Genomic DNA, 18,268 nt, shown 5'->3' with positions numbered 1-18,268 from the left:
CCGATTCTTCGTACGATCGGCACGCACGGTCCAAGACTGTTACAGTCTCGCTTGATACCTGTACGGTATAGTTCCCCCCGCAAGCCTTGGTTTTCATGACTTAGCTGCACTGCAACATACCCTGGATAGCCATTAGTCGCAGGCGCCTGCGTGGACCTCCGTCAACTCCGCTACTTCGTCGCCGTGGCACGCGAGCGCAACTTCACCCGCGCGGCCGAACTGCTGCATATCGCGCAGCCGCCGCTGAGCCGGCAGATCCAGCAGCTGGAGGACGACCTCGGCGTGCAGCTGCTGGTGCGCAGCAGCCGTCCGCTCAAGCTCACCGACGCCGGGCGCTACTTCTACGAGCAGGCGCTGCAGATCCTCGGCCGCATCGAACAGACCAGGCTGGCAACGCGGCGGCTGGGCAAGTCCGAGCGCAGCGTGCTGTCGATCGGCTTCGTCTCCTCCACCCTGTACGGCGGCTTGCCGCTGGTGGTGCGGCGGCTGCGCCAGCGGTATCCGGACCTGGACGTGCAGCTGGTGGAGCTGCTCTCCGCGCAACAGACCGAGGCGCTGAAGAATCGCCGCATCGACGTGGGATTCGGCCGCATCCGCGTGCCGGACCCGGCAGTGGAGCGCGTGATCATGCGCGAGGAACGCCTGGTGCTGGCGATACCCGGCAACCACCCACTGTCCGCAGGCGAAGGCCCGCTACCGATCGATGCGCTCGCCCAGCAGAACCTGATCGTCTATCCGAAGGAGCCACGCCCCAGCTTCGCCGACTCCGTACTGTCGCTGCTCGCCGACCGCGGCGTGCGCCCGGGCGAAGTGCAGGAAGTGCGCGAGCTGCAGACCGCACTGGGACTGGTCGCAGCCGAGGTCGGCCTGTGCGTGGTGCCAGCCTCGGCCCAGGCGCTGCGCCACGACATCCACTACCGCGACATCGACGACGAAGACGCGACCTCGCCGCTGATCATGATCCATCGGGCCAACGACCAGTCCGACTACATCGAGACGATCAAGGACATCGTCCGCGAGATGTACAAGGAAGAGCCGGGATGGCTGCACGATTCCAGGATCATGTTTCCCGATATCAAGCCGCCTCGTTGAGCGCACGACCGGCGGCTGCGCGGCACGCCATTCCGGCCGATCAGCCGCAGCATGGAATGCCCCGGAGCCCGTTGCCTGTCGGAACCGGCCGTTGATGCCGCACCCTGCACCACCCCAAGTACTCAGCCCGCTTCGCTGCAACTTGCCCCATCGCTGGGCTCAACTTGCGTCACTGCCCAGGCGCAGGTTGATGTGCAACGCGGCGGCCAGTTCGCGCATCGGTTCGCTGTCGCGGGTCAGGGTGATCCAGCCGGCGTACGAATCGTCGTCGGTTTCCCACGTCCACAAGGTATAGCCGGATTCGGCCAGGCGGTCGTAGGCGATGCCGAGCAGGCTGCCGGCATCGGTATCGTCGAAATAGTCGTCGTCGTCCGGATCGCCCGCCCAGTCGATCGACAGGTTCCAGCGCGCGCTGAGTTCGTCCAGCGCCTGCACCAGCGAGCGCAGATCATCCTCGGCGACCATGAAGCCCGAGCGCCAGTCGATCACCCGCGCGATCAGGGCCACCGGCTCGGCGTCGCCGTCTTCGGCGAGCGCCTCGCGATATTCGCCGAACTGCTGCAGCGCGGTCTCCTCGTCGCCGGGATTGATCAGCAGCAGCAACTGCCAGACCAGGGCTTCGACCGAATCATCGTCGCCGTCGACCTCGCGGTCGTCGTCAAAATCGTCGTCGTCGCGCATGTCAGGCACCTACCCGCTGCCGTACCAGGTCCATGTCGCGCACCGGGCGCACCTCGATCGCGCCGGTGCGCGCCCACGGGAAGGTCGCGGCGATGCGCAGCGCCTCGTCCATGTCGGCGGCCTCGATCAGGTTGAAGCCGCCCAGGTATTCCTTGGTTTCGGCGAACGGACCGTCGACCACGCTGGTGCGGCCGTTGCGCACGCGCAGCGTGCGTGCGGTGGCCGGTGCTTCCAGCTGCTGCGAATCGTGCAGTCGTCCCTGCGCGCGCAGGGCGTCGGCCTTGGCGAAGCAACCGTGCATCAGGGTGTCGAACTCGCCCTCGGGCAGTGCCTCCAGCAAGGCGTCGTCGCAGTAGATCATCACGAGAAATTTCATGGCGTCCTCGGCGGGGAAGCGGGGCGAAGGAGCGATAATGCCGCAATGAGCACTGCGCCCGATAGCTTGCACGCCCTGTCCTGCCATCCGATCGCCTTCGTGCGCTCGCCGTATGCGCAGCGTATCGACGCGCCGCACCAGCCCACCGTGGTGGCCGGCACCGAGACCGGGGCAGCGGCCGAAGCCGTGGTCGAGTTCGTGCCGGGTTTTCCCGCGGCGGCATTCCGCGACCTCGCCGGCTTCGAGCGGATCTGGCTGCTGTTCGCGTTCCACCGCAGCGAGGGCTGGAAGGCCGAGGTGCGCCCGCCGCGCGGCGGCGGCAAGCGCAGCGTGCTGGCGACGCGCTCGCCGCACCGGCCCAACGCGATCGGGCTGTCGGCGGTGGAACTGGTGGCGGTGGAGGAAGGCGCGCTGCGGGTGCGCGGGGTGGACCTGCTCGACGGCACGCCGATCCTCGACATCAAGCCGTACGTGCCGTACGCGGACGCGTTCCCGCAGGCGCGCGCGGGCTGGATCGACACGATCGACGCGGCGCAGGGACGCCGCTCCGCGCCGGGGCCGCGCAAGCCGCGGGCGCGGCCTCGCGGCGCGGACGACGTCAGCGCGTCATGAGCAGCTGCCGCAGCACGAGCTGCCGCCGCTGACGTGGATCTGCCGCGGCTCGGACACGCGGACGGCCTCGTATCCAGCCTCGTGCAGGGCGGCGATGACCTGGCTGGAGGTCAACTGCGCCGCCACGTCGAGCTGTCCCGCGACGGGCTCGCCGGTGACCCGTGCGTTGGCGTCATGGGCGCGCAGGATGGCGGCGATGGCGCCGGTATCGCCGGCGAAATCCTTCACTTGAAACAGCATCGGTACGGTCTCCAGGGCAATGGCGGCACATCCGCCGCCGGCGATGGTGGCGTCCGGCCCGGCCGGGCGCCCTGACCGGGATCAGGGCAATCCCGGTCGGTGAGACCCACGCTGGGCACACTGCCCCGGCCGGCGCGGACCGCTCCGCCGCCGGCGCCCGATGCATTGGTAGTGGATCGGTTCAAACCTTGGCCGCGCCCGGCGCCCCCGCCGGGTGCGGCGTTTTTTGCTTCGAGCAGAGGCGGACCGCACAACCTCTGCTCCTCCCCCTGCTTGCAGGGGGAGGTTGGGAGGGGGTAAAGCTCTTGCCCTTGCTCCTCGCTTGCCAAGAGCGGCCCCACCCCAGCCCTCCCCTGCGAGCAGGGGAGGGCGCACAAGTACTGCTTCGTCACCAAGGCATGGATTTATTCCCGACAGCGGTGAGCTTTCGCCGGGATGACGGACCCACGAGGTGCCCTCAAGGTTGCGTGATGGCTGCCGACGGCCATGGCGACACGCGCGGGCGCTCCAGTGCGGCGAGCAGCGGCGGATCGCGCTGGTAGACGTCGGGGCGGAAGCCCACCCGGCCGTCCTCGCGCAGGTCCACCGTCCAGTACGCCAGCAGCAGCGTCACCGGCTCGCGCAGCATCACGGTCTGCGTCTTCAGCGTGTCGATCGCGCGGTCGATCCCGGCCCGGTTCCAGCGCGCCGGGTCGTCCAGCAGCAGTTCGGCCAGCTCGCGCGGGCGCTCCACCCGGATGCAGCCGGAGCTGTTCGCGCGCTGCTCGTTGGCGAACAGATCCTGGTGCGGCGTGTCGTGCAGGTACACCGCGTACTCGTTCGGGAAGCGGATCACCAGCCGCCCCAGCGAATTGCCCGGACCGGCGTCCTGGCGCAGCACGATGCCGCGCGGGTGCGCCCAGTCCACGCTGGCCGGCGACAGCTCGCGGCCCTGGCCGTCCAGCACGCGGATGCGGTTGGCGGCGAGGTAGCCGCGGTTCTTGCGCAGCTTCGGCAGGATGTCGTTCTTCAGAATGGTCGGCGGCACCGTCCAGGTCGGGTTGAGCGTGAGGTAGGTGATCTTCGACTTGAACACCGGCGTGCTGCGGTACGGCTTGCCCACCTGCACGCGCGAACGCCACACCGGTTTGCCGTCCCGGTAGTAGGCCACCTGGTAGCCGGCGATGTCGACCACCACGAACCTGCCCTGCAACTCGTGCAGCAGCCAGCGCGCGCGTTCCAGGTTCACGCGCAGCTGCCCGATCCGCGCGGCGACCGGCAGGTTCAGCGCAGCCAGGGTGGCCTTGCCCAGGTGGCCGTCCGCGGCCAGGTACTGTTCGCGCTGGAACTGCTCCAGCGCGGCCTCCAGCGCCGGGTCGTACAGGTCGTCCACGCCCTCGCCCACCGGATACCCGGCCAGGCGCAGCCGCTGGCGCAGCGCCGGCACGCGCGGATCGCGGCTGCCCGGTTTCAGCGTGGGGCCGTCGGCGAGCGCAGGCCAGCCGCCCTGCGCCGCCACCTCGCGCAGCTTCGCCAGCGCCGTGCGCAGCTGGCCGTACAACGGGTTCTGCGGCCGTGCCCGCGCGAACAGCCCGCCAAGCGTGCCCTGCGCCAGCGCGTCTTGCACCGCCCTGAGGCCCTGCGCCTGGTCGAGCTGGCGCTGGTCGTAGTTCCAGTGCGTGTCCAGCGTGGCCGGATCGACCTTGCCGCGATACAGGTGCAGCAGCGCGGCGAGGCAGGCATCGGTGGCCAGCAGGTCGAACTGCGCGCGCTGCTGCGGCGTGGCCTGCGGATCGCTCAGCACGCTGCGTCGACGCTGCAGCTCACTCAACGCATAGTCTTCCGGATCGAGGCCGTCGCCGGCGACGTCGCCCAGCGCAGCAAGCAGCTGATCGAGATCGCCCGGGCGCGTCCACGCCGGCGCGAACCGGTTCTGCTCATAGAAGGCGGCCACCACATTGCCGGGCGTCATGGCGGCTTCGCCGTCGGCATGCGCGACGCGCCACTGCTCGACCCGTTCGCGGATCTGCTCGGCCACCGGACTCAACGGCTGCTCGACCGTGGACTGCGCGTGCAGCGCGCTTCCCAGCACCAGGCTTCCCAGCACCAGCATCAACAGGGCGATGCGCCCCAGGAAACGGCGACGGATGGGCGGCACAGCATGCTCCCGTTCGAGTATTGCCTATTGTGATAGCACAGCATCCCGGCCATGCAAGTGACCGCGGCATGCGGCCAACGGCCGACGGCTTCTTAACGGGGTGTTGCTACGATGTACGGCCGCATGCCCGATGCCGCCCACGCCCAGCCGTCCCGATGAGCCGACTCCTGCGCCCTGTCGCCGCCCTGATCCTGCTTCTCGCCGCCGGCTCCGCCGTGTCGCATGCCGCGGAACCGTCGCTGCAGGACGCGCTCAGCCGGCTGGCGCCGAACGCGAACCCCAAGGTGATCGGCCTGGCGCTCGCCGCCACCGAATGCGCCGCCGCGCGGGGCCAGCCGCCGTCCGACCGGCTGGCGGTGATCGACTATTCGAAGCCCTCCACCGAGCCGCGGCTGTGGGTGTTCGACCTGGCCAAACGCAAGCTGCTGTACCGCGAGCTGGTGGCGCACGGGCGCAACACCGGCGAGAACCTGGCGACGACATTCTCGAACCGGCCGGAAAGCCTGCAGTCGAGCCTGGGCCTGTTCCGCACGCTGGGCACCTATGACGGCCACAACGGCTACTCGCTGCGCATGGAAGGCCTCGAACCGGGGACCAACGACCATGCGCTGGAGCGCGCGCTGGTGATCCACGGCGCGTCCTACGTCAACCCCGCACTCGCCCGCCAGCAGGGCCGCATCGGCCGCAGCTACGGCTGCCCGGCCGTGCGCACCGCGATCGCGCGGCCGCTGATCGACGCCCTCAAGGGCGGCCAGTACGTGTTCTCCTACTACCCCGACTCGCGCTGGCTGAGCGCTTCGCCGTACCTCAAGTGCAGCAGCGGACGCGCCATGACCGCGAGCCTCGCCGCGCCCTGAATCCGCGTGAGGGGCACGACTCTTACGGATTCCCGGAGGGCTCCCGCAGCAGCGCCTGCATCTTCAGGTACACGCCGTTGCTCCAGCCGAAGCCGATCACGTTGGTGGTATAGCCGGCGCTGATCTTCACGTCGGCGTTGCCGCTGGCCATGTTGTATTTCTCGCGGATGGTGCCGTCGGCGGCGAGGCTGCGGTCGATGGTTGCGGTGAATTCGCGCGCGATGCGGCGGGCGTCATCGTGGAAGCCGTAGGCGTCCAGCCCCGCCACCGCCAGCCAGTTGGTCGGCGCCCAGCCGAACGGCGCATCCCACTGCGCACCGCTGGCGTGGTCGCTGGTCTGCAGGCCGCCCTTGCGCTCGAAGATGCCGAGCTTGCCGCGTAGCGATGCGGCCTGCGCCTGCGAGGCCACACCGGCCCACAGCGGATAGAAAGTGGCGACAAAGTGATAGTCGGATGGCTTGCCGCGCACGAAGTCGTAGTCCATGTACATGCCCTGGTCGGCGCGCCACAGATATTTGTCGATCGCCGCGTGCCGCGCCGCGGCGGCATCGGCCCAGCGCGCGGCATCCGCCGTGCGCCCCAGCTGCACGGCGAAATCGTGCAGGTCGCGCTCGTAGCGGTACAGCAGGCTGTTCAAGTCCACGGGCGCGTACTGGTGGGTGGAACCGCCGAACGGACCCATGCGGAACGTGGTATCGAAGCCCGATTCGCGCATCGCGCGGTCGCCCAGGTAGTAGTCGGCACTCAGCCGATAGCCTTTCGACCAGGCGCCGGCGCAGACCTTCGAGGCCTCGACGTCGCAGCTGGCGGCCTTGAGCCGCGCGACTTCCGCCGCATCCGGATGTTCGGAGGCCTTGACCAGATAGCCGGGATCCTCCGACGGGTGCGCGAGCAGCCAGTCGATCACGCCACGCAGATAGCTGCTGTCACGCATCTCCAGCACCGGGGCCGCGCCGCCATAGTCGTAGTAGCGCGCCAGGCCGGTCGCGCCGGCCTGGTGTTCCTTGCGCGTCCAGGTGGAGTAGTCGCGCACGGCGAGCGGATACGCGTGCTCCAGCCACGCACGGGCTTCGGTCTTGTCCTTGAAGCTGTCCGGGTCGTCCAGCACGGCACGGATCATCGCGCCCAGCAACGGCGGCTGCGAACGGGTCAGGTAATAGCTGCGGTTCGCGTTGAGCACGGCGCCGTAGTACTGCACCTCGAACAGCGCGTTGTCGACCATGTCGCGGGCCAGCGCCTCGCGGTGGTCGGCGACCAGCCCGAGCACGATGAAGTAGCTGTCCCAGCCGTACATTTCGTTGAAGAAGCCGCCTGGCACCACGTACGGATGCGGGAGGTAGAGCAGGCCCTGCCGCGGCAGCGTGGCCGGCGCGACGTCGCCGAGCTGGCCGATCGCCCGAGGCAGCACCCGCACGTCGACGTTGCAGCGCTTCTTCACCGCGGCCAGCGCCGGCGGCGAGGGCAGATCCGCCGGCAGGTACAGCACCGGCTGCGTGCCCAGCTTGGAATCGCGCAGGGCCGAGCAGTCGTCCATCGAGCGCGTCAGCGTGGTCCACGCATGGTCGATGTAGGCGCGGGTCTTCTGCGCATCGGGCTGGGCGGCCGTCGCCGTGACGGCGAACAGGACCGACCATCCGGCCAGCGCGATGGGCAGGAATTTTTTCATAGTCATGGACCGACCTCGTGGCTGCATGCACGACAGCGTGTCGCCACCGCCCCGCCAATGCAACCGGCGCGCCGTGGCGGCCATGTATCCTGCGCCGTGGACCGGGGCCGCCCTGCGCCCGGCCCGCCGCGTGGCATGGCAAGAAACGGGGTGTTGCGCCTGTTCCTTGCGCGCATGCTGCGCCACTCCCGGCAGGGGCTGTGATGCACCGCAGGCGACGGCGACGGTCCGGGAAACCAAAAATCAGGCTAGGGGGAGAACGACACGTGTGCGCGAAGAAAAACGGCGCGAGACCGATCATCAGGAACCCGCCGGTCGGCCGCCGGATCCTGCTGTTCTGCGGTGTGCTGGGCATTGCCCTGCCGCTGCACGCGGCGTATCCGCAGACCGCGCCGACACCCCGCCAGTCGCTGGACGACGCGTGGTGGACCGGGCCGATGCTGGCCAATTCAGCCGCCACGCTGCCGCGCGGCCACGTCCTGGTCGAGCCCTACCTCTACGACGTGCACTCGGCCCACACGGATGGCTACGGCTCGCTCACCTACATGTTGTACGGGCTCACCGACCGGCTCACCGTCGGGCTGGTGCCGGTGCTGGGCTACAACCGGATGGACGGCGGCCCCGACAGCTCCCGCATCGGATTCGGCGATGTCAGCGTGCAGGCGCAATACCGGCTGACCCAGTTCCACGAGGGCAGCTCGGCCCCCGCGATCTCGCTGCAGCTGCAGCAGACGTTGCCGACCGGCAAGTACGACCGGCTGGGCAACCGCCACGCCGACGGCCTCGGCGGCGGGGCACGCACCACCACGCTGCAGCTCAACACGCAGACGTATTTCTGGCTGGCGAACGGCCGCATCCTGCGCATGCGCTTCAACGTGGCGCAGTCGTTTTCCGGCACGGCGCAGATCGATGGCGCCAGCGTCTACGGCACGCCCGACGGCTTCCGCGGCAGCGCCCGGCCCGGCCGTTCCTTGCTCGTCAACGGGGCATGGGAATACAGCCTGAGCCAGCGCTGGGTGCTCGCATTCGACCTCACCTACCGGCACAGCCACGACACCCGCGTGCGCGGCGATATCGCACTTCCCGGCGGCACGCAGGCAACCTCACGCCTGCGCATCGATACCGGCACCAGCACGGCGTTCGGCTTCGCGCCGGCGGTCGAATACAACTGGAGTGCCCGCGTGGGCATGCTGCTGGGCGTGCGCGTGATCACCGGCGGGCATGGCACCGCCACCACGGTCACCCCGGCGGTGGCGCTCAACTACGTGCACTGAGTCCGGCGAGCCAGATCGCCGCGGCGCGGCCGCTCCGCGAAAAACGCCCGGATCGCTCCGGGCGGTGGGGTTTCCAGCAGGCGTTTCGGATCAGTCGGCCGCGGCGTCGAGCCCGCGACGCTTCAGCAACGGTTCGATTTGCGGCTCGTGCCCGGCGAAATCGCGGAACAGCTGCAGCGCGTCCTTGCTGCCGCCCTGCGAGAGCAGGGTGGCGCGGAAGCGGTCGCCGTTGGCGCGGGTGAGCCCGCCGTTGGCCTTGATCCACTCCACCGTGTTCGCGTCCAGCACTTCCGACCAGATGTAGGCGTAGTAGCCGGCTGCGTAGCCGCCCATGATGTGGCTGAAGTACGGCGTGCGGTAGCGCGGCGGCACCGGCGCGTAGTCGGTGCCGTTCGCCTTCAGCGCGGCGGCCTCGAACGCCATCACGCCGGCGGCGTCGGGGATCCTGTCCGCGCCGAGCTGGTGCCAGCTCTGGTCAAGCATCGCCGAACCGAGGTACTCGGTGGTGGCGAAGCCCTGGTTGAACTTCGAAGCAGCCAGCACCTTGTCCAGCAGCGCCTTGGGCATCGGCGCGCCGGTCTGGTAGTGCTTCGCGTAGTTCGCCAGCACGCTGGGCCAGTCGGCCCACATCTCGTTCACCTGCGAGGGGAATTCGACGAAGTCGCGCGGCACGCTGGTGCCGCTGAAGTACGGGTACTGCACGTTCGAGAACATGCCGTGCAGCGCATGGCCGAACTCGTGGAACATCGTGTTCACCTCGTCCCAGCTCAGCAGGGTCGGGCCGCTGGCCGGCCTGGTGACGTTGAGGTGGTTGGCCACCACCGGCAGGTTGCCGGTCAGTGCGGACTGCTGCACGTAGGCGTTCATCCACGCGCCGCCGCGCTTGGACGGCCGCGCGTACATGTCGGCGAGGAAGATCGCCAGCTGGCTGCCGTCGGCGTTGTACACGTCGTACACCAGCACGTCGGAGTTGTAGACCGGCAGGTCGGTGCGCTGCCTGAAGCTGAGCCCGTAGAGCTGGCCGGCGGCGTAGAACACGCCGTTCTCCAGCACGTTCTTCATCTCCAGATAGGGTTTCAGCTGGCTCTGGTCGAAGTCGTACTTCTCGGCGCGCACCTTCTCGGTGTAGTAGGCCCAGTCCCATGGCTGCAAGGCGAACGTCCGCTCGCCCTTGGCCGCCTGCTCCCTGTCGATCATCGCCTGCAGCGCCGCACCCTCGCGCTTCGCGTTCGCCACTGCCGGCGGCGCCAGCCTGGTCAGCATCGCATTGACCGCCTCCGGCGTCTTCGCGGTTTCGTCGGCCAGCACATAGGCGGCGTAGGTCGGATAGCCGAGCATGGTCGCCTTCTCGGCGCGCAGCTTCAGCACCTGCGACACGATCGCGGTGTTGTCGTACGGGTTGCCACGGCTGCCGCGTGCGACCGACGCCTCGTGCAGGCGCTGGCGCAAGGCACGGTTCTGCAGCTGCGCTTCCGGCGGCTGGCCGGTGGTGTTGAGCAGCGCGATCAGGTACTTGCCGTCCAGGCCCTTCACCTTCGCGGCGGCCGCGGCGGCGCCGATCTGCTCGTCGGTGAGGCCGGCCAGCTCCTCCTCCGTGTCGACCACCACGGCGGAATCGTTCACCTCGGCCAGCACGTTCTGGCTGAACGTCGTGCCCAGCTTCGCCAGCTCGCCGTTGATCTCCTTCAGGCGTGCCTTGTCGGCGTCGGACAGCTTCGCGCCGGCGCGCACGAAGTCGGTGTGGTAGCGCTCGACCAGGCGCACGCCCTCGGCGTCCAGGCCCAGGCGGTCGCGCGTGTCGTACAGCTGCTGGATGCGCGCGAACAGCTGCGGATTCAGCGAGATCGCGTCGCGATGCGCCGCCAGCTTCGGCGCGTACTCGGCCTGGATCGCCTTGCGCGCGTCGTTGATGTCCACGCCGACCAGGCTGAAGAACGCGGTCGAGGTGCGGGTGAGGATCTGCCCGGACTTCTCCAGCGCGACGATGGTGTTGTCGAACGTGGGCGCCTCGGCGTTGCCGGCGATCGCCTCGACTTCCTCGAGATGATCGGCCATGCCGCGGTCGAAGGCGGGCGCGAAGTCGCTGTCCCTGATCCTGTCGAACTGCGGGTAATGCAGCGGCAGCGGACTTTCGCTGAAGAACGGATTGCCGCCGTCGGCGGCCGCCGAACCGGCCTGCGCCTGCGGCGCGGCGGCGTTCTTCCTGTCGGAGCCGGCGTCGGAGCAGGCGGCCATGGAGCCGGACAGGGCGATCGCCAGGGCCAGCGCGACGGAATGCTTCATGAGATGGATCTCTGTCGTGGAACGGACTCTCGATCCTACCCAATCCTTCGCGCGGCCACCCATGACCAAAGCCATGGTCCGCAGCCACCTGCCGCCTTCGTGCGACGGCGCGGCCTTAACCCGCCGTGGCGGCCGGCACCGGCGCCGCCTGCGCGCCGGCGATCTGCACCGGCTGCACGCTCGTCACCAGCATGGCGCCCATCACCAGGACACAGAGGGCGAAGCAGGCAGTGAACAGACTGGCCAGGATCATCGATTCGTATTTCATGACGTGTCTCCGCGTGGATGGGTTTCCCTGTGATTCACGGATTGCAATCGCCATGCCAAGCCGGCGGGGGACGCGCGAAGCCTTGTCCCGCCTGCATCCGTCAGCGCTGCGCAGGATGGCGGCGGATTGTCCGCGGACAGCCGCCGCACCGTAGCCGGACAGCCGGACAGTCGCGACGGCGCCGCGCGCCGGTCAGCCCGCCGCGCGCGATTCGCCGGCGTGATGCCGCAGCTTGCGGTACTCGACCACGGTGAGCGCGATGATCAGCAGGTCGAACAGGGTCAACGCCACGAACGCGAACGAAGGCCCGGCCACGGCCATGTGGTAGATCTGGTAGGCGGCAAACGCCGCGGTCAGCCAGATCAGGCCCGGGTAGGCCCACAGCCTGCCGCGCAGGATCTCCACGATCACCACCAGTTTCGCCACGCCGTGGGACAGCAGGTAGACCGCCGCGAACAGCACGGAGCCCTGGTCGAACTGCGCGGCCCAGTGCAGCACGTGCGTCGCGATGAAGTCAGAGGGATCCTGGCGCAGCTCCGGCGCGACCAGCGCACCGATCCAGGCCTGCAACCGCAGCGGACCGAGCAGCAGCAGCCAGAGTCCGCCGACGACCTCGCTGAGGCCATCAAGTCCCTTCAGGCCGAGCCCGACGGCGAAGGCCTTGTCGGACATGGTTCGAACACGCAAGCCGATCATCGACACGCTCTCCCGCGGTGGACCCGGAAACCGGTGGCCGCCGCTCCGGAGCTTGCTCCGTGGGTGGGGACCGGTGGCGCCCTGCCTACGCCGACAGCCATGTTCGCATGGCCTGGGTGACCGCCGCGGGCTGCTCCATCGGACTCATGTGGCCGCTGTCCTCGACCACCACCAGTTGCGCCTGCGGCATCAGCGCCGCCATCTCCTCGTGCAGCGGCAGCGGCGTGAGCACGTCCAGCCGGCCGCACAGCACCATGACCGGACAGCTCAGGCCGCGCAACACCGCCTCGCCGTCCTCGCGCAGCATCGCGTTCTGCCGGATGAACACCTCGCGGCCCTGGCGCAAGGTCATCGCATTGATCCGCTGCGCCAGCGCCGCATCGTGCAACCGCGCCGGCGCCACGAAGCCCGGCAGCAGCTGCTCGGTCATGCCGCGGAACTTCCCGGGCAGGCCGACCGTGCGGTTGGCCGCCCGGCGCTGCGCGATGCGCTCAGGCGTATCGGCGTGGAACGAGGTGTCGAGCAGCGCCAGCCGCTCGATGCGCGGCGACGCCTGCCGGGCGATTTCCTGGGCGACATAGCCGCCGAACGAGAAACCTGCCAGCGCAAAGCGCGGCGGTGCCGTCGCCAGCACCTGCTGCGCCAGCGCGGCGATGCTGTCACCATGGCCCAGGTCGGCCACCCGGCCATCGGCAACGTCGGCCAGGCCCGCCAGCTGGTCGCGCCACAGGTCTTCGTCGCACAGGAATCCAGGGAGCAGCAGCAACGGCTGCCGATGGTCAGTCACGGTCATGCCCGCCAATCGAAGGAGCGGACATTATCGGCTACCGCGCGTGCCGTTTCGCGCCACCGCCGCGATGCGCGCGGGCGTCGGCACGATCGCGCTCCGCCCGGCGCGGGAGGCGCGGCATGGCCGGGGCCGAACACCGGTCAGGTCGCGTCCGTCCACGTCGATGCGATATCGGCCTTCACCAGCTCATCGAGCGCCGCCGGTGCAACGTCCTGCAAGCCATAGAGGCAGCCGTGCCGCATGCCGGCGTATTCGCCCTCTTGGCGGAACGTGGCCGTCCAGATCACACGGCCGGCACTCGCCTGTTCGTACTCGCCTTCGTAGTCGAACCCGTTTTTGGTCTTGCCGGAGACCGTGGTCATGGCGTGGACTTCCTGGCGTGAGCGCCCGGCCAGCATAGCCGCTTGCCGCCGCGGCAAGGCGGCAGGCTCTCAAGCGGCGTCGGGGTTGGCCAACGGGGCGTGCCCCGCGACGACGTCGAGCGCCTGCAGCGAGACGGTCTTGCGCCCACCATGCAGCTGCTGCCGACCGACTTCGCGGAAACCCAACCTGGCGTGAAAGCGTTCGGACGCGGGGTTGGCTGGTTCGACGTCGAATTCGCAGGTGAGCAGCGGCACCGCGTCGCGCACGGCGAGCGCATGGAGCTCGCGGTAGAGCCGGCGGCCGGCGCCGCTCGCCTGCACGTCGCCGGCCACCACGATGCGATCCACGTACAGGAAGCGCGGATAGCGCTGCGCAAACCAGCGGTAGTTCGGGCTGTCGTAGTCCGCCCCTTCGCGGAACGCGAGCAGGAACGCTTCGACCCGTCCGGCGGATTCGATCACCCGATGCAGCGCCGCCTGCGCATGCAAGCGGGCCAGCCGCGCGCCGTCGAGCGGGCTCAGCACGGCCACGAACGCCTCGTTGAGGGCGAGGATGGCGGGGAAGTCGGCGGGGCTGGCGTCGCGGAGCATCCGGCGATCTTCAGGCGAGCCTGCCGGCGCGAACGGCACGCGCGATCGAGGCGGATTCACGCGGACTCCGTGCCACCTTCGAGCGCCCCGTGCGCCAGCGCGAAGTCGATCGCCGCACGGATCGCCGCTGCCTGCGCCGCATTGCACTGCTCCGGCGTCGCCCGCGGGCTGTCCGGATAGACCTCGGTGGTGGTCCGGTACGGCGCATCGGTGATGCCGGCGCACAGGCCCAGTTCGCGGCAGGCGTATTCGATCACGCCCGGCGCCACCACCGGCGAACCGATGATCGTGCCGTCGGGATCGGCCGGCGCGATGTGGGTGACCCTGGCCACTGCCGCGATCACCGCCTGCTGGAACGCCGGCTGGGGATCCGCGCTGTCCGCGCACAGGTAGAAGCCGTCGGGGATGGTGCCCGGCGAGAACGGCTTGCCGTCGCGCGCGGCCAGCGCGGGGCGGAACTCGCTCTCGTCGCTGTCGGTGGTTTCGTGCAGGTCGATGTGCACGCGCACGCGATCGCGCAGCGGCGCGACCAGCCGCATCAGCGCCGCCGATTCCTGCGCCGGACTATCGGCGCGGAACGAGCGGTTCGGGTCGAGCGCGTCGGGGTTCCAGCGATGGATGCGCTCGTAGCCCCACGGGCTCACGCAGGGCGCCACGAGCAGGTTGATGCGCCCCGCGTAGTCCGCCGCATGCCGCTCGACGAATTGCAGCGCCCCGTGCACGCCGCTGGTCTCGTAGCCGTGCACGCCGCCGGTCACCAGTGCCACGGGAAGTTCGTCGCGCCAGCCGCGGCTCCTGATCGCGAACAGCGGATAGCTGCCGGAGGCATAGTCGAGCCGGCCGTATTCGGATACGTCGAAGCGCGCGCGCAGGGCCTCGATCGCGCTCAGCACGTCCGCGGCGTAGCTGCGCCTGACCGCCTGCCGCGCTCGCCACGCCGCCACCTCCGCGTCGCCCCAGGGACGTCCGGGGGTGCCGATGGGATAGAAGGCCTGGATCGTCATCGCGTGGCTCGCTTCGCAGTGGCATGGGGGGAGGCGCAGCACTGTAGCACCGGACCGGAACGCCGCCGGCCGCGCCGGCGTTCCGATCCCGAGCACCCGTTCATCATCCGCAAGCACCGCGGCCCCCCCTTTCCGCGCGTGCCACCCGGCCTTCGGCCTACCTGCCCGCCGCGGACGCCGCCCGCGCCGGCGTCGGCGCTGCCTGGCCCGGCGGTTCCAGAATTTCCATGAGCGGCTTGCCCTGCACCGTGCCGAGAGAAACGTGCAGGAGCTGCGCGATGGTCGGCGCGATGTCGAGGTTGGGAAAGGCCGGGATTTCGCCCCTGGCCCGGATGCCGGCGCCCGCGGCGATGAAGATGCCCTGCATCAGCGGGTTCGAATGGGGATAGCCGTGGGCGCCGATTTCCCGGGTCGGCGTCACGTAGTCGCCCGTGTCGCCTTCCTTGAAAGCGTAGCCGTCCGCGGCGTAGAGCAGCAGATCGGGCGCCTGGTCGCTCTGCGCCGGCACCGGCCAGCCCTGCTTCGCCGCCTCGGCGGGAGTCAGCACCGCGCGGATGCCGGGCTTGCCCGCGAACAGCGATTTCATCTTCCTGATCGAGGCTTCCGTGGCGTGCCGCTGGAAAACCAGGGCGAACCCGTCATCCGTCAGGCAGAAGGCGGGGCGACCCGTGGAGCCGCCCTGCAAGCCGGCCTGCCTGAGCAGCACGTTTGGGTGCAACAGCCGGCGAACGCTCTGCTGGCCGTGGTCGGAGACGATGATGAAGGTGGTGCGGTCGAGATCGCCGGCGGCACGCACCGCGTCGACGACCTCCTTTACGCGGTCGTCGAGGAAGGCGATGGTATTGCGCCCCGCGTCGTTGCCGAAGCCCGTCTCGTGCTCGATGCTGTCCAGCGCCAGCAGATGCAGCAACAGCAGGTCGGGGTGATGCTGCCGGATGATGTCGACCGCCGCGCGGGTGTAGATGCGATCGCGCCACGCCTGCGACGGCTCACCGAAATGCGCGAGCTGGTCGTGGGTGACGACGCCCTGCCGCAGCAGACCCTGCTCGATGGTGCCATCGGGATCGGGATGTTCGGCGAACTGCCAGTCGATGCTCCGCGCGCCTTCGATGGCGACCCAGTCCACCTGTGCCGTGGTCATGCCCGCCTGGTGCGCGGCGTCATAGACGGTGGGCACGGCGACCAGCCGCGACTTCGGCGCGCCCATGTCGATTCGCGGCGGCGTGGCGGTGCGCTGGTCGACGATGAGCCCGTTGACCAGCACGTGATGCCGGCTCGCGTCGACGCCGGTGACCATGGCGGTGTGGTTCGGCCAGGTGACGGTGGGGTTGATCGGCTGCATCGAAACCGCATAGGCGCCGCGCCGCATCAATGCCTGCAGCGTCGGCGCGGGCAGCTGCGGCTCGCGCAGGCTGGCCGCACCGAAGGCGTCCAGGCTGATGACCACCACCTTCGGACCGCGCGTGGCGGGCGCCGCCTGCGCGCAAGGCGGCAGCACGGCGCTGCCCGCGAGGAGCATCGCCGCGACGGCCACGCTTCGAAGCAAAGCGGAAATCGGGTACATCATGCGACCCCGTCGATGGAGAAAAGGCACTCGTTGGAACACGGCATCACTCGGCCAGCTTGCGCTCGCCGTCCCGCCCGCCGGTGGCCGCGGGGCCGGGCGGCTTTCCGGCCAGCGGCGAATCGAGCGGCAACGGGCCGGTCGTGCCCGCGGGGCTGCCTGCCTGGTCCGGGTTCCATTCGAAGGTCGCCACGCTCTGCGCCGGCAACGCGTATTCGAAGCGGGTCCGGCCCTGCTTCACGGAGATACGGCTGGCCTGCGCATTGCTGTTGACCACCACCAGAACCACCGATCCGCCGGCAGCGTTCTGGAACGCCACATTGTCGATGCCCTTGTCGGTGGCGGTGGACCCCACCCGCACGGCACCGGGCAGCACGAACCGGCTGAAGTGCGCGAACGCGTAGTACTCGTCGTTGCGATCCACTTCGCCGGTGCGCGAGTGGATCGTCACCACGCCCTTGCAGGCGTCGCAGCCTCCGAAATGCGGGCCGTGCTGCTCGTCGAGCGCCAGGTTCCAGTACACCACGCCACGCGCCCACTGCCTGAGCCCGGCGAGCAGCAGGTCGCGCGTGAACCACATCAGCTCGCCGTTCTCGCTCGACTCCCAGTCGCCGCCGGAGCACTCGGTGATGTAGGCATCCTTGCCGGGATACGCGCGATGCACGCGGCCCTGCGCGTACGGGCTGCCGCTGTAGCAGTGCCAGGCAATGCCGTCGACATAGCGCGCGACATCGGGGTCGGCCAGCACGCCCAGGGGCTGTTCCGGCTTGTCCCAGTTATGGTCCCAGCCGAGGATGAGCGTCCTGGGCTTGCGCCCGGCCAGCGCCGGACCGAGATACTGCGCGATGATGCGCGCGCGGGTGGCCGCCGGGAAATCCATGCCCGGGTAGGTCAGCGGTATGAAGCCCGGCTCGTTCTGCACGGTCAGGGCGAAGATGGGGATGCCGTAGCCGCGGTAGGCGTCGAGGTACTTGACCAGATAGTCCGCGTACGTGCTTTCGAACTGCGGCAGCAACGCGCCGCCAATCAGGTTTTCGCTGTCCTTCATCCACGCCGGCGCGCTCCATGGCGAGGCGATGATGCGCAGCTGGGGATTGATGGACATCACCTCGCGCACGACCGGGATGACGTTGCGCAAATTGGAGGCGACATTGAAGTGCTGCAGCTCGGGGTCGACCTGGCCGGCCGGCAGGTCGTCCAGGGTATACGGCTGTAGCGAGAAATCCGAAGCGCCGATGGTCAGGCGCATCATGCCCAGGTTGAGGGCGGGCGGCGGCCCGAACAGCTCGTGCAGCAACGCACTGCGCTGCCGCCCGTTCAACCGGTTCTGGATCAGCCACGCCGACGAGTCGGTCAGCGCCGCCCCGAAGCCGACGATGGATTGGTATTTCCTGCCGAGGTCGACGACCACGTCGGCGGGCGACGACCCGGTGACACCCGCCTCGATGTCCGGCTGCCGCACCAGGCGCAGCCGGCGATCCGCCGTGCTCAACCACAGCTTGACCGCGGCGGTTGCCGGCAGCGGGGTCAGGGTGACTTCGGTCTGCACCGCGAAATGCGCGCGGCGCGGCGCATGAAGGGCTGCCAGTGCGAGCAAGGTAATCAACGCGGCGGATGCAACGGCGATCCAGCCGGGGACACCTTTGCGCTCATCCATGATGCACGCAAATCCCGTTGCCCACGTTGCAGTGCGCTTGCGACAACCTCACGCTCACGGAGCCTCCGGCTTGTTCATGACAAGTCGGTGAAGAGTGCAGCAAAACGGGGGTCGGAGT

The 18,268-nt window shown here is 69.2% G+C and carries 18 protein-coding genes; 4 read left to right on the top strand and 14 right to left on the bottom strand.

Features of this window, described 5'->3' with window-relative positions:
• Positions 1 to 150 precede the first annotated feature (150 nt).
• Complete coding sequence (locus AC1Q5A_RS13680) at positions 151 to 1,092, top strand: LysR family transcriptional regulator (protein WP_492701492.1); 942 nt, start codon at positions 151 to 153, stop codon at positions 1,090 to 1,092.
• A gap of 159 nt (positions 1,093 to 1,251) precedes the next feature.
• On the opposite strand, the gene AC1Q5A_RS13675 is transcribed toward AC1Q5A_RS13680, so the two are convergent.
• On the bottom strand, positions 1,252 to 1,773 hold the full coding sequence (locus tag AC1Q5A_RS13675; RefSeq protein ID WP_492701490.1) for a DUF6630 family protein: 522 nt from the start codon (positions 1,771 to 1,773) through the stop codon (positions 1,252 to 1,254).
• A gap of 1 nt (position 1,774) precedes the next feature.
• Positions 1,775 to 2,149, bottom strand: a complete 375-nt coding sequence (locus AC1Q5A_RS13670) for a YciI family protein (protein WP_492701488.1) — start codon at positions 2,147 to 2,149, stop codon at positions 1,775 to 1,777.
• 45 nt (positions 2,150 to 2,194) lie between these two features.
• Between AC1Q5A_RS13670 and tsaA the strand changes: the two genes are divergently transcribed.
• Positions 2,195 to 2,761 (top strand): tRNA (N6-threonylcarbamoyladenosine(37)-N6)-methyltransferase TrmO, encoded by a 567-nt coding sequence (tsaA, locus tag AC1Q5A_RS13665; RefSeq protein WP_492701486.1) that lies wholly within the window; start codon positions 2,195 to 2,197, stop codon positions 2,759 to 2,761.
• Here the strand turns inward: tsaA and AC1Q5A_RS13660 are convergent.
• Entirely contained in the window at positions 2,756 to 3,001 is a 246-nt protein-coding gene (locus AC1Q5A_RS13660) for a hypothetical protein (RefSeq protein WP_492701484.1), read from the bottom strand. The two genes, tsaA and AC1Q5A_RS13660, sit on opposite strands and share 6 nt — an antisense overlap.
• A 457-nt stretch (positions 3,002 to 3,458) precedes the next feature.
• Positions 3,459 to 5,138, bottom strand: a complete 1,680-nt coding sequence (locus tag AC1Q5A_RS13655) for a L,D-transpeptidase family protein (protein ID WP_492701482.1) — start codon at positions 5,136 to 5,138, stop codon at positions 3,459 to 3,461.
• A gap of 155 nt (positions 5,139 to 5,293) precedes the next feature.
• On the opposite strand from AC1Q5A_RS13655, the gene AC1Q5A_RS13650 reads away from it, so the two are divergent.
• Complete coding sequence (locus AC1Q5A_RS13650; protein ID WP_492701480.1) at positions 5,294 to 5,995, top strand: murein L,D-transpeptidase catalytic domain family protein; 702 nt, start codon at positions 5,294 to 5,296, stop codon at positions 5,993 to 5,995.
• Between the two features lie 22 nt (positions 5,996 to 6,017).
• Here AC1Q5A_RS13650 and AC1Q5A_RS13645 read toward each other — a convergent pair whose 3' ends face one another.
• Positions 6,018 to 7,661, bottom strand: coding sequence for a trehalase family glycosidase (locus AC1Q5A_RS13645; RefSeq protein WP_492701650.1), 1,644 nt, complete (start codon positions 7,659 to 7,661; stop codon positions 6,018 to 6,020).
• A 266-nt stretch (positions 7,662 to 7,927) separates the two neighbouring features.
• On the opposite strand from AC1Q5A_RS13645, the gene AC1Q5A_RS13640 reads away from it, so the two are divergent.
• Positions 7,928 to 8,935: a transporter gene (locus tag AC1Q5A_RS13640; protein ID WP_492701478.1), complete on the top strand. Its 1,008-nt coding sequence runs from the start codon at positions 7,928 to 7,930 to the stop codon at positions 8,933 to 8,935.
• Between the two features lie 90 nt (positions 8,936 to 9,025).
• Here AC1Q5A_RS13640 and AC1Q5A_RS13635 read toward each other — a convergent pair whose 3' ends face one another.
• From AC1Q5A_RS13635 to AC1Q5A_RS13595, 9 genes are all read right to left on the bottom strand, one after another.
• The gene (locus tag AC1Q5A_RS13635) at positions 9,026 to 11,218 is read right to left on the bottom strand and encodes a M3 family metallopeptidase (RefSeq protein WP_492701476.1); all 2,193 of its coding nucleotides are present in this window, start codon (positions 11,216 to 11,218) and stop codon (positions 9,026 to 9,028) included.
• 115 nt (positions 11,219 to 11,333) lie between these two features.
• On the bottom strand, positions 11,334 to 11,486 hold the full coding sequence (locus tag AC1Q5A_RS13630; RefSeq protein WP_492701474.1) for a hypothetical protein: 153 nt from the start codon (positions 11,484 to 11,486) through the stop codon (positions 11,334 to 11,336).
• A 192-nt stretch (positions 11,487 to 11,678) separates the two neighbouring features.
• Entirely contained in the window at positions 11,679 to 12,158 is a 480-nt protein-coding gene (locus AC1Q5A_RS13625; protein WP_492701472.1) for a DUF2127 domain-containing protein, read from the bottom strand.
• Between the two features lie 109 nt (positions 12,159 to 12,267).
• Positions 12,268 to 12,969, bottom strand: coding sequence for an alpha/beta fold hydrolase (locus AC1Q5A_RS13620; RefSeq protein ID WP_492701648.1), 702 nt, complete (start codon positions 12,967 to 12,969; stop codon positions 12,268 to 12,270).
• A gap of 143 nt (positions 12,970 to 13,112) precedes the next feature.
• Positions 13,113 to 13,334, bottom strand: a complete 222-nt coding sequence (locus AC1Q5A_RS13615) for a TonB-dependent receptor (RefSeq protein WP_492701470.1) — start codon at positions 13,332 to 13,334, stop codon at positions 13,113 to 13,115.
• A 69-nt stretch (positions 13,335 to 13,403) separates the two neighbouring features.
• Positions 13,404 to 13,925, bottom strand: coding sequence for a GNAT family N-acetyltransferase (locus AC1Q5A_RS13610; protein ID WP_492701468.1), 522 nt, complete (start codon positions 13,923 to 13,925; stop codon positions 13,404 to 13,406).
• A gap of 56 nt (positions 13,926 to 13,981) precedes the next feature.
• Positions 13,982 to 14,929, bottom strand: coding sequence for a M14 family metallopeptidase (locus AC1Q5A_RS13605; RefSeq protein WP_492701466.1), 948 nt, complete (start codon positions 14,927 to 14,929; stop codon positions 13,982 to 13,984).
• 157 nt (positions 14,930 to 15,086) lie between these two features.
• Complete coding sequence (locus tag AC1Q5A_RS13600) at positions 15,087 to 16,496, bottom strand: alkaline phosphatase family protein (RefSeq protein WP_492701464.1); 1,410 nt, start codon at positions 16,494 to 16,496, stop codon at positions 15,087 to 15,089.
• Between the two features lie 43 nt (positions 16,497 to 16,539).
• Positions 16,540 to 18,150 carry a glycoside hydrolase family 30 protein gene (locus tag AC1Q5A_RS13595; RefSeq protein WP_492701462.1) on the bottom strand — a complete coding sequence of 537 codons (1,611 nt, stop codon included), beginning with the start codon at positions 18,148 to 18,150 and terminating at the stop codon, positions 16,540 to 16,542.
• Positions 18,151 to 18,268: the final 118 nt, after the last annotated feature.

The sequence above is a fragment of the Rhodanobacter sp. GW835-FHT13D09 genome (assembly GCF_058793995.1).
The sequence above is the reverse complement of the archived record's forward strand: the minus strand, read 5'-3'. Positions and strand labels throughout refer to the sequence as shown.

Excerpts from the sequence above, each read along its gene's own strand:
- AC1Q5A_RS13675 (WP_492701490.1), bottom strand. The coding sequence starts at position 1,773 with ATGCGCGACGACGACGATTTTGACGACGACCGCGAGGTCGACGGCGAC.
- AC1Q5A_RS13670 (WP_492701488.1), bottom strand. The coding sequence starts at position 2,149 with ATGAAATTTCTCGTGATGATCTACTGCGACGACGCCTTGCTGGAGGCA.
- tsaA (WP_492701486.1), top strand. The coding sequence starts at position 2,195 with ATGAGCACTGCGCCCGATAGCTTGCACGCCCTGTCCTGCCATCCGATC.
- AC1Q5A_RS13660 (WP_492701484.1), bottom strand. The coding sequence starts at position 3,001 with ATGCTGTTTCAAGTGAAGGATTTCGCCGGCGATACCGGCGCCATCGCC.
- AC1Q5A_RS13650 (WP_492701480.1), top strand. The coding sequence starts at position 5,294 with ATGAGCCGACTCCTGCGCCCTGTCGCCGCCCTGATCCTGCTTCTCGCC.
- AC1Q5A_RS13645 (WP_492701650.1), bottom strand. The coding sequence starts at position 7,661 with ATGAAAAAATTCCTGCCCATCGCGCTGGCCGGATGGTCGGTCCTGTTC.
- AC1Q5A_RS13635 (WP_492701476.1), bottom strand. The coding sequence starts at position 11,218 with ATGAAGCATTCCGTCGCGCTGGCCCTGGCGATCGCCCTGTCCGGCTCC.
- AC1Q5A_RS13630 (WP_492701474.1), bottom strand. The coding sequence starts at position 11,486 with ATGAAATACGAATCGATGATCCTGGCCAGTCTGTTCACTGCCTGCTTC.
- AC1Q5A_RS13625 (WP_492701472.1), bottom strand. The coding sequence starts at position 12,158 with ATGTCCGACAAGGCCTTCGCCGTCGGGCTCGGCCTGAAGGGACTTGAT.
- AC1Q5A_RS13615 (WP_492701470.1), bottom strand. The coding sequence starts at position 13,334 with ATGACCACGGTCTCCGGCAAGACCAAAAACGGGTTCGACTACGAAGGC.
- AC1Q5A_RS13610 (WP_492701468.1), bottom strand. The coding sequence starts at position 13,925 with ATGCTCCGCGACGCCAGCCCCGCCGACTTCCCCGCCATCCTCGCCCTC.
- AC1Q5A_RS13605 (WP_492701466.1), bottom strand. The coding sequence starts at position 14,929 with ATGACGATCCAGGCCTTCTATCCCATCGGCACCCCCGGACGTCCCTGG.
- AC1Q5A_RS13600 (WP_492701464.1), bottom strand. The coding sequence starts at position 16,496 with ATGATGTACCCGATTTCCGCTTTGCTTCGAAGCGTGGCCGTCGCGGCG.
- AC1Q5A_RS13595 (WP_492701462.1), bottom strand. The coding sequence starts at position 18,150 with ATGGATGAGCGCAAAGGTGTCCCCGGCTGGATCGCCGTTGCATCCGCC.